Source organism: uncultured Nostoc sp. (assembly GCF_937863485.1).
In the GTDB taxonomy this organism is placed as follows: domain Bacteria; phylum Cyanobacteriota; class Cyanobacteriia; order Cyanobacteriales; family Nostocaceae; genus Nostoc.
The window spans coordinates 1-14,726 of sequence record NZ_CALMFY010000092.1 but is presented as its reverse complement, the minus strand read 5'-3'; the positions used below and the strand labels follow the sequence as shown (position 1 = coordinate 14,726).

General features: G+C 39.8%; 15 protein-coding genes and 1 pseudogene. 3 read left to right on the top strand and 13 right to left on the bottom strand.

Annotation, left to right across the window (positions count from 1 at the left end):
• Window positions 1–83: 83 nt before the first annotated feature.
• From Q0541_RS12185 to Q0541_RS12170, 4 genes are all read right to left on the bottom strand, one after another.
• Window positions 84–893 carry a TPM domain-containing protein gene (locus tag Q0541_RS12185; protein WP_298910364.1) on the bottom strand — a complete coding sequence of 270 codons (810 nt, stop codon included), beginning with the start codon at window positions 891–893 and terminating at the stop codon, window positions 84–86.
• Between the two features lie 359 nt (window positions 894–1,252).
• Window positions 1,253–1,792, bottom strand: coding sequence for a DUF948 domain-containing protein (locus Q0541_RS12180; RefSeq protein WP_298910362.1), 540 nt, complete (start codon window positions 1,790–1,792; stop codon window positions 1,253–1,255).
• 11 nt (window positions 1,793–1,803) lie between these two features.
• Window positions 1,804–2,154, bottom strand: coding sequence for a YtxH domain-containing protein (locus Q0541_RS12175; protein ID WP_298910360.1), 351 nt, complete (start codon window positions 2,152–2,154; stop codon window positions 1,804–1,806).
• Window positions 2,155–2,399: 245 nt separating this feature from the next.
• Window positions 2,400–2,735 carry a hypothetical protein gene (locus Q0541_RS12170; RefSeq protein WP_298910358.1) on the bottom strand — a complete coding sequence of 112 codons (336 nt, stop codon included), beginning with the start codon at window positions 2,733–2,735 and terminating at the stop codon, window positions 2,400–2,402.
• Between the two features lie 544 nt (window positions 2,736–3,279).
• Between Q0541_RS12170 and Q0541_RS12165 the strand changes: the two genes are divergently transcribed.
• A complete protein-coding gene (locus Q0541_RS12165) occupies window positions 3,280–4,272 on the top strand; it encodes a zinc ABC transporter substrate-binding protein (protein WP_298910356.1) in 993 nt (330 codons plus the stop codon).
• Between the two features lie 95 nt (window positions 4,273–4,367).
• On the opposite strand, the gene Q0541_RS12160 is transcribed toward Q0541_RS12165, so the two are convergent.
• Window positions 4,368–4,901 carry a DUF4330 domain-containing protein gene (locus tag Q0541_RS12160; protein ID WP_298910354.1) on the bottom strand — a complete coding sequence of 178 codons (534 nt, stop codon included), beginning with the start codon at window positions 4,899–4,901 and terminating at the stop codon, window positions 4,368–4,370.
• A 389-nt stretch (window positions 4,902–5,290) separates the two neighbouring features.
• Here Q0541_RS12160 and Q0541_RS12155 point away from each other — a divergent pair, with 389 nt between their 5' ends.
• Entirely contained in the window at window positions 5,291–6,154 is an 864-nt protein-coding gene (locus Q0541_RS12155) for a M48 family metallopeptidase (RefSeq protein WP_298910353.1), read from the top strand.
• A 60-nt stretch (window positions 6,155–6,214) separates the two neighbouring features.
• Here the strand turns inward: Q0541_RS12155 and Q0541_RS12150 are convergent, their stop codons facing one another.
• Entirely contained in the window at window positions 6,215–6,970 is a 756-nt protein-coding gene (locus Q0541_RS12150) for a metallophosphoesterase family protein (RefSeq protein WP_298910351.1), read from the bottom strand.
• 258 nt (window positions 6,971–7,228) lie between these two features.
• Between Q0541_RS12150 and Q0541_RS12145 the strand changes: the two genes are divergently transcribed.
• Window positions 7,229–7,513, top strand: coding sequence for a DUF2470 domain-containing protein (locus Q0541_RS12145; protein WP_298910349.1), 285 nt, complete (start codon window positions 7,229–7,231; stop codon window positions 7,511–7,513).
• Between the two features lie 1,010 nt (window positions 7,514–8,523).
• On the opposite strand, the gene Q0541_RS12140 is transcribed toward Q0541_RS12145, so the two are convergent.
• From Q0541_RS12140 to Q0541_RS12110, 7 genes and pseudogenes are all read right to left on the bottom strand, one after another.
• Window positions 8,524–11,661, bottom strand: a complete 3,138-nt coding sequence (locus Q0541_RS12140) for a plasmid replication protein, CyRepA1 family (protein ID WP_298910346.1) — start codon at window positions 11,659–11,661, stop codon at window positions 8,524–8,526.
• A 343-nt stretch (window positions 11,662–12,004) separates the two neighbouring features.
• A pseudogene (locus Q0541_RS12135) lies at window positions 12,005–12,157 on the bottom strand (Txe/YoeB family addiction module toxin).
• A 132-nt stretch (window positions 12,158–12,289) separates the two neighbouring features.
• A complete protein-coding gene (locus Q0541_RS12130) occupies window positions 12,290–12,574 on the bottom strand; it encodes a type II toxin-antitoxin system Phd/YefM family antitoxin (RefSeq protein ID WP_298910343.1) in 285 nt (94 codons plus the stop codon).
• A 210-nt stretch (window positions 12,575–12,784) separates the two neighbouring features.
• Window positions 12,785–13,144 (bottom strand): hypothetical protein, encoded by a 360-nt coding sequence (locus Q0541_RS12125; RefSeq protein WP_298910340.1) that lies wholly within the window; start codon window positions 13,142–13,144, stop codon window positions 12,785–12,787.
• Between the two features lie 54 nt (window positions 13,145–13,198).
• Window positions 13,199–13,660 carry a hypothetical protein gene (locus Q0541_RS12120; protein WP_298910338.1) on the bottom strand — a complete coding sequence of 154 codons (462 nt, stop codon included), beginning with the start codon at window positions 13,658–13,660 and terminating at the stop codon, window positions 13,199–13,201.
• Window positions 13,661–13,900: 240 nt separating this feature from the next.
• Window positions 13,901–14,257, bottom strand: a complete 357-nt coding sequence (locus Q0541_RS12115) for a hypothetical protein (protein ID WP_298910336.1) — start codon at window positions 14,255–14,257, stop codon at window positions 13,901–13,903.
• 16 nt (window positions 14,258–14,273) lie between these two features.
• The coding region (locus tag Q0541_RS12110) for a hypothetical protein (RefSeq protein ID WP_366941861.1) at window positions 14,274–14,726 on the bottom strand (453 nt) is incomplete at its 5' end.

Below are 14,726 nucleotides of genomic sequence, written 5' to 3'. Positions count from 1 at the left end.
ATTAGCTTTCAGCTTATCAGCTTCAGAGAGTTAGGAGTTAGGAGTTATAAGTTAATTAAAAACTTATAACTCTAACTCAGCACTCATAACTCATTACTAGAAGAAGACCGACTGAAAATAGGAGATAAGTAGGCAACCAAGACGCCAATAAGAAACCCAGAGATATTGCGAACTAGAGGTAACCAGTCGCTTGTGCGTGTCACCACTGGCCCAATACCAAAGGCAATAAATAAGATTCCCCACAAAGGTGAGAAAATTAAAGCCCATTGCCAAGCGAAAACTTGTCCTTTCTCGCGGGGTTGAGCTGCAAATCCACAAATCACCCCACCAATAACTGAGGTAATCAAGGTGAGAATCCATTGCTCTCGTGGCAGTCCGGGGACAACATTGCAACCACCCTTGAGTAAACAGCCTTTAACCGATTCTAAGGCTTGCAGAATAGCTTGGTCTTCGCCTTGTTCGCGGACAAAGTACAAATTACCAAAGCGGGTTTGTAGTTCTATCCAGAAAGTCCGGGGTAAAAGTTCATAAACAGCATCGCCGACGCTAAAACTGAGGATGTTACCGCCACGAGAATCGGCAACTAGTAGAATGCTTTTATCATCCAAACCCCAATATTTTATGACTGCCCGACCTGGGGTGCGGTCATACTGGGTCAATACTCGCAATTTCCAACCCGTATCGGTTTCAAACTGCTCTAAATCTTTGACAAGCTTTTCTTCTTGCAGCACAGGAAGAGATTTTGCTAAGTCTACAACTGGGGTAAAGGTATTAGGGAGTAAGTCAGGATTGTCATAAGCCAGTGCTGGGGGAGAGTGCATGACCCAAATTGTCCCAGCCAAGAAAAATACTGCGATAGATACCAGAATTCGTCGCCAAAAACAAGATTGCATGGACGTTTTTATACAAATAAATATCAACGGTAGAAGTAAACAAGTTGTTTTAAAAGAGTACTGGAAAAGTGATACTTCTTTACACTTGTTTACTTTACTCTAATCTAAGGGATCAAAGCAAAGCGTTTTTAGGTATTAGGGATTGAGGAGTGGCATTCGGGAGAATTTAAAGTAAAGTGCATTTTGTCAATCAGTTAAAATACTCAAAATATTCTTAATAAAAATCATAATTGTGGCTGGGGAGAAAGGTAGGAGGCAAGCGACGCTCCCTCTTTTTGATTATCATTATCGTCAAAGTTTTTAACAACTCAAAATTGACTAATACCAATTCTGTATAAAGATGCACAGCCTTTTTTTGGTCAATCTTCATCATCAAAATTAGTTTCCCAGCTAGCAGCGTCGTTGTAACCGTCATTAGCGCGGTATACTTCTGTTTTTAGTCGGCGATTTTCTTGCCTGAGCACTTCTCGTTCTCGCAACGTGAGTGGTGGTTGTTCATTGCTTGGGATGCGATCGCCTGTTCGCCTCGCGGGTTTTTGGCGTGTGAAGTTTCTCCAAGCAGCTTTCGCGCCAACAAAGATGCTGCGTGTACTTACTTGCAGATTTTGAGCCTGAATTCTTGCACTATCAAGGCTTTGATCAACTTGTTTCATGACTTGACTGGCACTTTTTACACCTTCACCGACATCATCAGTTAAGTCAGTGATCTCCAAACCAGTCACGCGGATAGCTTCTAGAGTGGGTGGTAAATCCCGTGAAAGTGTATCAAATAGCTTTTCTGCACTGCGAGCAGCGCGTGCTAACTCCTGGAAAGCCGGTATTGCCACCACTAAAACCGCAGTCAAACTTGTGGCGACTAAGAGTAAGGAAAGTCCCAACCAAAACAGGGGGTCAATCACGGTTATGTTATTTATGAGCCTTCTAATTGCTGGGCAAGAGAATCTGAGTCTTCAACAGATGTTTGCCGCTTTAAGACTTGGCTTTCTTGCTGACTGGCATCTACACCTGCTGCGATCGCTTCCCGTAATCTATCTAAAGTCTCATCCCAGTTTCGCAGTGCGCTTGCAGAGAGACGATCTGCCTGGATTTGCACACTCGTTGATAAATCTTCTGCCAATTCTGGGATAGCATTGGCAGATTTCTTCAAAATTTTACGTGTTTCGCGCCCTGTGCGTGGAGCTACGAGCAAACCGGTCAAAGCACCGATGGTAGCTCCCAGCATCAAACCGCCAATAAATACTCCAGAACGGTTATTAGACATCTTGTTATTGCTCTCCTTACACCCATTTTAGGTGGGTTTTCTACCCTTGCAAGACTTAAACGATTTTATCCAGTTAATCTATCGTGACAAAATATCAGCCAAAAATGTTGCTTTAATATCGAAACTGTTAATTACTTATAATTCAAAACTCCTAGTATCACCGTCTCACCGTATCCTCACCTCATTGTGTCACCGCATCCCCGTGTCAGCCCTAATTATAAATGTTCATCCGAACTTGACATAACTCATTTTGCGACTGTTTTTTTCCCAGGCGGTAACTCTAGCCTACGAAAATAACGCTGCCAGATTTGCTGTCCTAGCAAAAGTAGACTGATAATTTGCCGCACTTGTTGAATTTGCATTTGTAGTGCTTGATTTTTCTGCCGTAAGTTGTAAATATTCTCCTGGCTAAGATAAATATTTTCGGGTGCTTTATTCAGTGCTGCATGGGTACAACTTTCATAGACGGTTAACCTATCTGCTATGTATGCTAACTGCTGCTTGAGTTGCCACACCCGCCAAGCCACATAGAATAGTATCAGTGAAATCAGGGTGTTAACGAGGATAACTAAAATTACCATTGTTTATCTTCACCAATATTTGTAACAAGCATATGCCCACACCTGACAAAACCGCAGTTACAATTGCCTTAGATTCACGACTCGGTTTGCGAAATCAACCCGTATGATCAATAGGCCTCATCATCACTATGTTCCTCTCCTCAAGCGGATAATTCTAGTCAATTTGCGACTTTGGCGGCACATAAGCACAATGGTATAGCTGCTTCAGCAGATGGTGAGAGAACTGCACTACACTTCTTACCAAAGACACCCTAGCATCGCTTTGCTGATTGTGCTTTTATCCCTAGCAGTTTTGCAGCCTGTCGCGTGAAGCGAAGTTTTTGCCTGCAAAAACCTCATTTGTAGTTCACTTACCAAAAATTGCCGATTCTTTTTTCCCCATTCTCTTCAAAGGTTCAGTTCGCCTTTGGTGTTAGCACAGCGATCGCTAAAAGCCATAGCTCTGACTGTTCGCTAATTACCTAAGCTGAATTCAGAATTCAAAATTCTGACTTTTTTAATAATAATGATTATCTTTTTTTTATACATCCAGTAGGAGTTTAGGATGTCAAAAAAACCACCATCAAATAATTCCTTACGAGCTATTCTTGTTGCTTTGACGATTGGATTTGTTGGGTGCGGAAATCAAACTGTAAGAACTACATTTACTCAAACTACCACGCAGGTAAATGAGAATCTTCCCCAAGTCGTAGCAACTACAAGTGTACTATGCGACTTAACCAGACAGGTTGCCGGAAATACTGTTAACCTTACCTGCTTGATTTCTCCTACTGCCAACCCCCAATTTTATAAACCAAAACCGGAGGATCGTAAAGCCATTGAGCAAGCTAATCTTATTCTCTATAGTGGCTATAATTTAGAACCAAATCTGATCAAATTAATTAAAGCAACTAAAAACTCTGCACCGAAAATAGCCGTCGGTCAACTTGCGGTGCCTAAGCCACAAAAATTTCAGCGAGGCGATAAGAAAGTAAACGATCCTTATCTTTGGCACAATACTAAGAATGCGATCAGGATGGTGCAGGTAATTAATAGCAACCTGGGAAAATTAGAATCTAGTGATGCCGCGACTTATACCAGCAATACCAGAAAAATCACAAATGAACTCACTCAACTAGATAGCTGGATTAAGTCAAGAATTGCGAGTATTCCTACTAAAGAACGTACGTTAGTTACAACCTCTGATGCGCTGAGTTATTACACCAAAGCATACGGTATTTCATTAGTAGGGGGATTACAAGGTATTAGTACTGACAAAAACCTAACAGCTGCAAGAGTGAAAAATTTGGTTACAAATATTAAACAGGCGAAAGTGTCAACAATTTTTGCTGAGACGGCAATTAACCCTAATTTACTTCAATCTGTAGCAAGAGTTGCTCAAGTAAAAATTTCTGACAGGAAGTTGTATGCTCAGGGACTTGGTGAACCAGGAAGTGAGGCAGACACTTATCAGAAAATGATGATTGCCAATACACGCACAATTGTAGAAGGGTTAGAAGGGACGTATTTAATGTTTCAAGCCAAAGCTGCTCAGTAGTTATAACCTCAATTGAGTAATCTGATAAACCGAGTTTTTTAGATTAGAGAATATTCGGTTTATCAGCTTATTTTATGAAGACCAAAATGGGAATGCTATTTGTCTTTCAATCTGAGATCAATAACAGTTGCATTGAAGTTGTAGTTAAAGCCTTCCAACTCAAATGGCATACCAATTTTCACTTTACTGTTACCCAGAACTGGCCCATTTTCAGTGAGTTGGGCTTTGCCATCTAAAGTCAAAATTAAATCTGTACTAAAATTATTGGTCTTCGGATCTGGCAATTCTTTAACAGTACCATCAGGTTGGGGAATATTGATTGTTCTAGGTAGCTGTTGAACGGATTTAATCTCAATCTCTCCGTGGGGTTGATTGCGGATAATCACATTAGTTTTTCCACCTTTTTTTAATCCGTTATTGAATAATTGCTCAGGGTCACGGACATTCAACCCACGGACTACTAAATCTACTTCTATGGGTACTGTTTTCGCACCAACTTGGGCAACATAACCAGAAGTACCAGGGAAGATAAAGATGCCAAATATAACTAGCAAAATTACCAGCGCAGCACCTAAATCTAGAAGATTGATTTTGCCAAACAAGCGACCTTTTGAATCTAAAATAGCCATAAAAACTTTTCCGAAGTAATAGCGAAGTAATTGATTGGAGCAAGAAGGCTTTCGATGGTAACGGCAATTTTCCCTATTTGGTAATAACTCAAAGCGGCTGGGGATTATGGTTATGCGACAGTTTATCACAAGTTCGTAAGTTCACAAGGGTGGCAGCTAACTCTCAAACTGCCCGTTAAGACTGACACACCCAGAAATTAATATCTCGTGTTTAAGCCTATCTCTAGAGGGAATCGTTAACCCCCGCAATTCGGTAGCTTTGCCTAAACATTACCTGTATAACAACTCCTTTGGTCTTGAGTTAAGAATGCAACTTAGAATACTCTAAATCCGTCTGATAATTTGTCCCATCATTTTATGTTCTCCCAAAATAATCTTCAGAGTGTATTATGTTCAACTGGAAAAGTTTTGTTGCAAATTCCCGTGTGTGGCGGCGTCGCTGGTTTTATCCTTTAATTTCAGTGGTAGTTGCTCTGAGTCTGTGCCTAAGTACACCCTTGCCTGGAAGAACTTTAGACTTCCTGCCTCTTCTACTTCAAGGAGTTCAGGCATTTCAGCTTTCTAATATATCCCCTAACCAAGAAGTTGATCTTGGTAAGCAGATTAATCAGGAATTAGTCGGTAGTCAAGTCCGGCTTTACCGCAATCCCGAAGTTAATCGTTATGTGGAACAAGTTGGTCGGCGTTTAGCAGCTAATAGCGATCGCCCCGATCTCCCCTATACCTTCCAAGTAGTTCAAGATGACAGTATTAATGCTTTTGCTACCTTAGGCGGCTATGTCTATGTCCACACGGGTTTGCTGAAAACCGCAGACAATGAAGCGCAACTAGCAAGTGTACTCGCCCATGAAATTGGTCACATTGGTGGCAAACACGTAGTCAAACAGATGCAGCAAAAAGCGCTTGAAGGTGGCCTATTAACAGCTGCTGGCTTAGACCGGAATACGGCAGTGCAAATTGGTGTCCAGTTAGCACGAGACTTGCCACGCAGTCGTAAAAATGAATTTGAGGCCGATCAAAGAGGACTACGAACTTTGACACGAACTGGTTACGCCCAGTCTGCAATGGTTTCCTTTATGCAAAAGCTGCTGAAAAAAGGTGGTTCTGCTCCAACATTTTTGAGTACGCACCCCGGAACCAGCGATCGCATTGATGCCCTCAGAAGTGCAATTAACTCTCAACCCAGTAATGGAAATTATGGCTTGAATAATGCTAGTTATAAAGCTAATATTCGACCATTAGTGCGGTCTTAAAGTCAAGAGTCAAGGGTCATTTCTGCCCCATCTCCCTCATCTTCCGATCTCGAATGATACTCAATTCTTGTAGCGGCGATCAACTTTGATTTTGGCTGGATCAACTCTGATCACTACATCTTTTAAGGGCAGGGCGCGAAGATAGTCTTTAAAAATGTTAACTTGATAAACTAAGTTATTTGTGACATCCAGTCCAGTCAACCAGCCACTCCGGGGATGATAAGCGCCAGTATCTATGTCTAGCCATCCTTGTCCTTGTGCCAGTTTACCAGGAGAAACACCCGGCAGAGTAAAGGTAATGGTGTGACCGATGATAATTAGCTTATCGGGAAAGTAGGGTTTTTCAATACTATGAAATTCCTCTCGTATCCAGCACAGTTGATCGGCAGTTTGTTCTGTCACCAACTTGCAAGGGTCAACACCAGCATGAGTTAACCAAATATCCCCCAAGTCGAGATATGTAGGCAAAGTCTTCAACCAATCCAGATGGTCATCAGGAATTGTAGCCTCGTGGTAACTGGCTACGGTAGCTCGCCCCCCACTATACAACCATGCTTGCATCGTCGGGGAGGAAGTTCTTTCGTTAGTCAGAATGTTTAATAACATCTGCTCATGATTTCCCAGCAAACATGGGTAGTTATGTCGTTTGACAAAATTAACTACTTGTGCACTATGAGGACCGCGATCAATTAAGTCTCCCAAAAAATAGACTTGATCATCTGAGGTGGGGGCGATCGCCTCCAACAATGTCATCAAACCTTCATAGTGACCATGCACATCCCCAATTACAATTCGTCTGGGGCTAATTTCGCTCATTATCTCTTAGCTTCAATAGTTTGGCTAATACTTCTGCTACAGTTTAAGCTGTCTGGTTTCCGTAATGGAAGGTAAAAATACTGAATAATTTTTATTTTAATTTAATTATTATCCTAAAAATAAAATATATTAATGATGAAGATAGGGTAAAATACATATTTTTTACTGTTAAGAAAGAAAATCAGCAAATTTCACCCGCGTTAGCTTAAAATCTTAAAATGTAAGCTGTTGCTGTATTGCTAAATTTTTATCTCAACAATGTCTAAGGATTTCTCTGCTGATATTAGTTCGCGCATCTGCAAGCATATGAATGATGATCATGCTGATGCCATAGTTGTTTATGCTAAGTCTTTTGGCGGTATAACAGATGCGCTCGCAGCACAAATGCTGTCAATTGATGCACAAGGTATGGATTTAACAGCGCAAGTGAATGGGGAAGCTGTGCCAGTCCGCATTCAGTTTGATCATGTTTTAGCAGATGCGGAAGATGCCCATCAAACTTTAATTGCGATGGTGAAGCAGGCGCGGGTGAAGGCAAAGTAGAAATTGGGATAGGTAAGTAAGTCGGCGGGAATAAATTAAACTATGTGTTTTGCAATGTAAAGTTATTGTAATTAAGTTTGTAGTAAGCGACTCAAGCCCTTTTTTGTTCGCGTAGCAAGATATCCAAAGGGGTATACTACAAACTTTTAATTATTTACGCCGTTCTACTTAAGTAAAATATAGCGATCGCTTCCATTAGTTCAGGTTGTGATCCGGTCTTGGAATCTTGATTTTCTAAAGCAATCATACTTATAGCTATTTTCAGGTAAATAGACCACGGTGTAGGGGCACAGCAATGCTCATTGGTGTCAACTTAAGTTAAAACTCTTTTAAAACCTCGTTAAGAGCCTCTGGCTGGAAATGCTCTTTCATTGCGGTGCCGCTAGTCTTGAGGCGGAGCCTCACATTAGGCATTCCCAGTCAGAAACTGCGAACGAGACAATCTCTAAAAGCTTTTTCGCTTACTGGCTTTCAGCTTAAGTTGACACCAATGAGCTATGCTGTGCCTACAATCTATGTGGTTCAAAGAAATGAAAACTGCTGTAAGTCCCACATTTTGCAGGTGCGTAGGCAATACGGTTCGGATAAGGTTTTTTGATGACACGCCCTAGATCGCAAAGACGCGATAAATCGCCGTCTTTACAATAATCAGTCCTTTGTAGAGAGGGCGATTTATCGCGTCTCTTGCCTTAACTGCCGCAGGCATCGTAAGTGCTGTATTTTTGAAATGATTTAAATGCTGCATTTTAGAAGCATGACAGCATCACCACTATAGCAATCCGACTTGATTGCGTGAAAAAATCTAAGTATATGTAGGGGAGCCAGCCGTCTGGGCGGGTTTCCCGACTTGAGCGGACTGGCGTTGTGTTATCGCCCTTGAGTACGGCACCTAGAATCAGAGGTGGTGCGTTAGCCAAAGGCTAACGCACCCTACGTATATTTCAAAAATCAAATATCAGTCCTATATATATTAGGTAGATATTAGGCTACAGGATATTCACAATTTGTAATTATTTGTTGACCACTGCGGCATAAGACTTGGTTTGAATAATTTCAAGCTTCCAGTCTGAAGAATAATCAGGCAACTCATAGCCAACACTCTTAACATGAGCCAACATCAACTCATCCCGTTGATGCCAAACTGCAAATATTTTCTCTCTGCCATCATAAAGCGTTTGCAGGTCGATTTGATAAACCTCATTTACCCGCTTTAGTTTCAAACCCAACAAATTTAACAGTCGGCTGAGTATTTTTATTGCCGAAACCTGCTCTTTCTCCCCAACTAAGTTAATACCAAGCGCTCTTTTAATATGCTTACTATGCTGAAAAACAACATTTTTCAGCAATATCAAATCTGGATTACTCTCAGTAAATTCTCGTTCTGCTTCGAGAAACTGAAGCATTCCTAAGGCTCTCATTGCCTCAACTTTGAGCGTATAAGTTTTTAAATCTGGTAGAAAAACTTTCCCTTCACCCCAAGATAATTGCTGATGCCATTCTTGCTCATCTCTAACATGAAAATACTCGCTTTCGTGAGTTAAATAATAGTGAATTAACAGTTGAGGATAATATCCGTGGTCATCCTGCAACTTCAGCCAAGGAGTAACTTCTATCTCATATTTTTGTCTGAGAACATATTTGTTAATTTGGTTGCGTTCTCCATCAGTCAGGGAATGCTTCACTAATAGCTGCTCATATTCTACATAATCGATATCTTGAGCATTAGCTACAGCAGCTGCTAGCGATAGTTGATTTTGCTGCTTAATATCTTGAATTTTGCGTTTAATTTCTTTAGCTTTTTGACGGCTTTGCGTCCAATCTTTTTGAACTTTGACAATTTCTAAAATTAATCTTCTGCGGGTAGCTAAATCATCAGCATCAGTTGCCAAAAAGGCCAGGCGTAAATCTCGAATAATATTATTGTGAACAGCATTACTCCGCATCTGAATTTGATGTCCATCAGCAATCAAACCATCTTGCATCGATTGACGGTAGAGGCGGATAGAGGCATTTACCCTTGCAGATAACTTAGCCCAAGTTCGCAAATGAATCGGGTCATGAACTAAAGGTAAATCTACATCTATTTTATGTAATGGACTAAGCAAAGCTAAGTTTTCTTTTTGATTTTCCTGATACCAATCAGATAGCAAGCGATAATTTGTACTACCACTACCAATTAAGCCAATACCTCGTTTAGCGCACCAGACAATACGTGGAACATCATCCCGCACTCTCGCTAATGCTTGTCTTGCTTCCGAGTCAGGAATTACCCCTTGAAAAATGCCATAAACTCGGTCGAAATGTTGGACATCAATACTAATTCCTGTACCAAGACTAGGGGTAACAAAAACGCCGTCATATTCAGAGATTTTTTGATTGATAGCTGCAATAAAATCAACCGCTGCGTGACCAGGTGTGTTTGTAGTGTGGCTACTAACTACTAAAGTTTTAGGAAATTGCCGTCGTAATTTTTGTAACCGCTCTTTCAGATAACGTTCAATTGTTTCACAACTGTAACGCCCAGCCCGACTATCGGTAGTAACGTAACATTTACGTCCAGCAAGTAAATCCAATTCCAGTTGGTGAATTAGCGGTGTTGGGTTCGGCGAATCATAAAAAGTTACGTCCCACCCATGCTGAGGTTTCCACTGGTTGAGAACTACCCAAGGTGTTAATTTAATTCCTGCCAATCCCTGTAAATATTCAAGTGACACATCTGATAAATCAGCATCTTGGGCAATTACTAACCCCCCAGTTGTTAAAACTGTGGAAATTAATTGCTGGAATAATTTTAAGATTTTTACACGCTTGTTTTTACAAGTATTACTGTTTAATAGATGCCACAAAGATTGCTCTACTTCATCTAAAATTACTATTGCCCCACGCCAATTTTCAGGGTTAAGTTTCCAAATAGAGTCAACGCACAATCCAAGAGATTGCTGAGGAGAGAGTGAGCGGAGGATGGGAGGAGCGGGAGTAAGTGTTTTATCAATTCTTTTATCCGTATCTTCTTTATGTGTTCCCCATTGAATACCAATTTTTTCACACAAAAATCTTCCTAGTAGGATTCTGTGAGTAATTAACAAAACAGGTCGATTTATGCTTTTTGCTTGCTGAACAACGGCTTGCAGTGCTGTAGTTTTACCCGTTCCTTTTGCTGATTTGACTCCTACTAATCCAGAAGTGGGGAAAGGTATTTCACTTATATAAGGGCGGTTGAAGGTGAGTGCAGCAGGAATGCTTAACTCGGTGTGGGGTTTGGTTTGAGCAAGATAAATTTCTAAATCAATACTTTGACGATAAATTTTATCGAAACTACTTGCACCTTTATCAACGATAAACTCATCAACTCCTTTTTCCATTCCTGGAAGTTCAATGACTTTAACAGGGCAATTTTTTTGCTGGAATAAACAACCAAGCTGGGAAATAGCATTATTTACAGCAGCAATTTTTTTAGGTTGAGTTTCAAAATCAAAGCAAATATAAAAGCTACGCTTTGTAATTGCAAACGCTGCTAAGTCGGGAATCAGCTGACGACGGGTAACTTTACCAAATTCGTCTTTGACAACCCGATAACCACTGGTAATTCCGGGAATCGCAATAGCTGCATATCCTTGCGTCAACAGTGTGGCTGCTTTCTTCACACCCTCGCAGAGAAGGAGGGGAATGTTCTGTTGCATCACCCATTGCCAAAAGCCTTCAACTTCACCATCAGCAGTAATGGTGATATTGTCAGGCATGACCAGATTGTAACGTCTAGCGACTTGCTGCCACACTTGCAGGGTTACCCGCAAACAAAACACCCGTGTTGGCGTGCTGGGGGGATGTTCATATTTGATGGACTTACCATTGTGATTCTGTCGGGGTTGGTTTGGCTTAAAGCATCCCCATTCCATCATTTGCCAATTATTCAAAGGGTCTAACCCCGAACACCACCAACCACCTTCAGTGATATGAGCATAACGCTGCAACCATCCACTTTTCACCATTCCGGTATTGGTGCGAGGGAGTAGCTCAGAAATTAATAGGTACTCATAAGCAGTTACGCCTTGGAGTGACCTAAAATTGAGTTGCACTAGGTGTAAGTCTATACCACTACTCTTGACTAATTCTTCAAGGTGTTGGGGGTGTAAATAGTGCAGATGCATAGGAAAAGGTGTGAAGGGAAAGTCAATGAGATTAAAACATTAACATGCATCTACTTTTTTACTCTAAGAGAGATTGCGAGGCTTTTGGGATGCTTTTTTTACTTCGTAATGGGAGACACATCGGTTCTGATTTTAGTGGGTTATTCTGCCTATTAGATCCCCGAAGTAATAATTTTGTATTGTGATATTTGTTCGCGATTAATTTTTATTTATCAGTAAATTTCTGCGTTAAGGAATGCGATCGCTGGAAGGGTTGCAGCAGCGATCGCTATAGGTTAACATTTTGCAAGACAAGCTCTCTCAGAAATCGTAGACGCACAGTAGCTTGTAGCTATGTGCTATTTCAGTAGTGATATCGAGCTTGAAAAAAATCAATCAGGTCATCACTTACTAGATAAACAATCCGGTGTTCTTGAGTAAGTCGCCGCGACTAAGCATCTGAATCTAAGTATTTCAATGGTTCAGGTTTCCTAATACCTGTAAAAATATCTCGCATAATCGCTTCAACCAAGTTAAAAGCGCGAAGCGCAGTTTTACGGTTTGTCTCTACTTAATAGGCGAGGTCTTCCCGAAATTTTGGATGAAATATAGCATCTCGAACTTTATTTTCTTGGGGTTGGTTTCATCCTTATTTTTCTTCGTCAACACCCAACTCCTGACGTAGTTCGTTGATACTTTGAGGTTTTAAAGTTCTAGCTTTTGCTCTTTCCAAAGCAGTTAACAGACGGACTGCATTTTTAGGTGAACGAAGTAAATGAAATGTTTCTAGTAAACTATCTAGTTCATCAACAGCAATTAGGGCGACGCTTTCGCCTTCTTGTCGGTTAATTACTACTTCTCTATCTGCAACTACTTGAGCGCAGAGTTCGGCTAGGTTGTTACGAGCATCAGTCAAGTTTGTCTGGTTGGACATGGTGGGAGATTTCCTAATGCTGTAGGCTTTACAGTACATAATAGCTTGACTAGTTGGAGGCGCGATCGTTCTTTCGGCAATGTAATAAAAGTAACTAAAATTATAATCACTGGGTTAAGTTCGCCATATATTGCTTTATTTAGATCGGTTTATATGCTTCAGTTTGAATCAAGATTAGTTTATAATATCACATCTCAAAAATTGAATAAATTATTCTAATCCTTTAAAAATATCAGGATAATTGCTTTCCACTTGTATTTCTTTTTTTAGCTCTGGAAAAGCATCTAATATGTCTTCATTTGCAATATTCAAATAAAATATAATAGGAAGAATGACTTTTTTAAAATCATCTATTGAAATAGAGTTTGAAGGTTGAGAAATGGAATAGGGACTTATATGGACAAAATTGGATAAATACTTATACAAAAATTCGTATCTTTTATTAATCTTTTCTTTGTCCTGTTCACATCCAGGGTTTATTTCTATAAATCTTTTTAAAAGTATATCTTTGTGTTTTATAAAACATCCATTTATTTTAGCTATAGAACGCTTGAATTTACAAGAAAACAAACTTGTATCCTTAATATCTTCATATCTTTTATTTTGTTCATTAATAATTTTTATCTATTTGTAAAAATTATTGTTCTTAATACCGATTTTTAATTCATCTAATTGCTCATCTAGCTCTTTAAAATCTATCATTGGCTCTATTTGTCCTGCTTTTAAGCCCCTAATCATATCTTGCCTTTCCAAAATATCATATGATTCAAATATGAGATATCTAAATTCCAATTCAGCTTCATCAATACCAGCTTCAGATGTTAAATAATAAAACGTTTTGTAAGACTCAATTATGCTTCTTGTTAAAATTGCTGCCGATGAAAAATCAACAAAATTTTGGTTGGCAATATTTTGAGTTAAGATATGAAAAATAGTTGTGCTAGTAGACTTCATTCTATATAAAATATGATGCCTTAATTTATTTTTATCATCTAATTTTTCATAAGTTTTATGCAAGAAATTAAAAACTTGATTAGTTAAGATGAGAGATGACTTAAAAATCTCTAATAGTTCTGAGTAATTCATACTTATTACTTTGGTAAATTTTTGTTAGTTCAATTTAACCTTTCTCATATTTCCTAATTAAAATAAAAAATATGAGGGTAAAGAGCATACATGACTCCTCACCCCTAAATCTTCTCGATTACCCCGAAACTACACCCCGACGGCTTCCTTGGCGGCCTATAGCACCTCAGGATTGATTTCCTGTAACCGCGCAATTAAATTTCTTGGTGCTGTACTAAATTTATATTATGTTAGGTGAAATCATTGCTGAATAGCAGGTAAAACTTCTAATTCACTAGGATGAATTAAAACCTTGCCTAATAGCTCACTGAAATAAACAACTTGATAATTAGGTGCAAGCTCTGTTTGCAGTTGCTTCCACAGGCTGATTCCTTCTTCTTCAAAAGCCGCTTCAGCCTCTGCACTCAAATCTGGTGAGTTAGCAGGATCTTGCCAATTTAATGTTGCATTGTAAGCAGATGCCCATTTTCTCAGATGGCTAATGGTTTCTTGACTGAGGGGCAGTCTTGCTGGATCAATATTACCAACTTTATCAGTATCTGCCCACCATAAAGGGTCGCACCCATAATCAGCCATTAGTTTTATCTTTACTGCCATAGCTATTCAGATGAAATTATGGTAACGAGGCGGGATTAGCTCCGACTATATAACCATTATCGCCCACACTCATTGCAATATATTGTGTTTGTCCATTAAAAATTACTTCATAGATTTCCCGGCGAGGTTCTATTGTTCCTTGATAACCCAGAAACTTTCCTCTTGTCACAGCAGCCATAACAGCATCCGGGATTTCATTTTCGGAGATTCCACGTCTGGCAAAGTCCTCTTGATGTCTCTCTAAGATGTGTGCTAGTCCCCTTCCTCTTCTACCAGCTTTGCCCTCTTCTAAAAATACGATTTTGCCATCAGCTTGCTTGGCAATCCGCACAATATTTTCTGGACTGTGCTTAATACCAGCCTGACACAGTGCCGCAAACAATGCCGCTTTATCATCGTTCATATTTAATTTAGTTACAGCAGATTGCAGGTAACTGAGGTACAGTGATATCAGTACATTAACGGGTGA

Coding starts and splice junctions, on each gene's coding strand:
- Q0541_RS12185 (WP_298910364.1), bottom strand. CDS start 893: ATGCAATCTTGTTTTTGGCGACGAATTCTGGTATCTATCGCAGTATTT.
- Q0541_RS12175 (WP_298910360.1), bottom strand. CDS start 2,154: ATGTCTAATAACCGTTCTGGAGTATTTATTGGCGGTTTGATGCTGGGA.
- Q0541_RS12170 (WP_298910358.1), bottom strand. CDS start 2,735: ATGGTAATTTTAGTTATCCTCGTTAACACCCTGATTTCACTGATACTA.
- Q0541_RS12165 (WP_298910356.1), top strand. CDS start 3,280: ATGTCAAAAAAACCACCATCAAATAATTCCTTACGAGCTATTCTTGTT.
- Q0541_RS12160 (WP_298910354.1), bottom strand. CDS start 4,901: ATGGCTATTTTAGATTCAAAAGGTCGCTTGTTTGGCAAAATCAATCTT.
- Q0541_RS12155 (WP_298910353.1), top strand. CDS start 5,291: ATGTTCAACTGGAAAAGTTTTGTTGCAAATTCCCGTGTGTGGCGGCGT.
- Q0541_RS12150 (WP_298910351.1), bottom strand. CDS start 6,970: ATGAGCGAAATTAGCCCCAGACGAATTGTAATTGGGGATGTGCATGGT.
- Q0541_RS12145 (WP_298910349.1), top strand. CDS start 7,229: ATGTCTAAGGATTTCTCTGCTGATATTAGTTCGCGCATCTGCAAGCAT.
- Q0541_RS12140 (WP_298910346.1), bottom strand. CDS start 11,661: ATGCATCTGCACTATTTACACCCCCAACACCTTGAAGAATTAGTCAAG.
- Q0541_RS12130 (WP_298910343.1), bottom strand. CDS start 12,574: ATGTCCAACCAGACAAACTTGACTGATGCTCGTAACAACCTAGCCGAA.
- Q0541_RS12120 (WP_298910338.1), bottom strand. CDS start 13,660: ATGAATTACTCAGAACTATTAGAGATTTTTAAGTCATCTCTCATCTTA.
- Q0541_RS12115 (WP_298910336.1), bottom strand. CDS start 14,257: ATGGCAGTAAAGATAAAACTAATGGCTGATTATGGGTGCGACCCTTTA.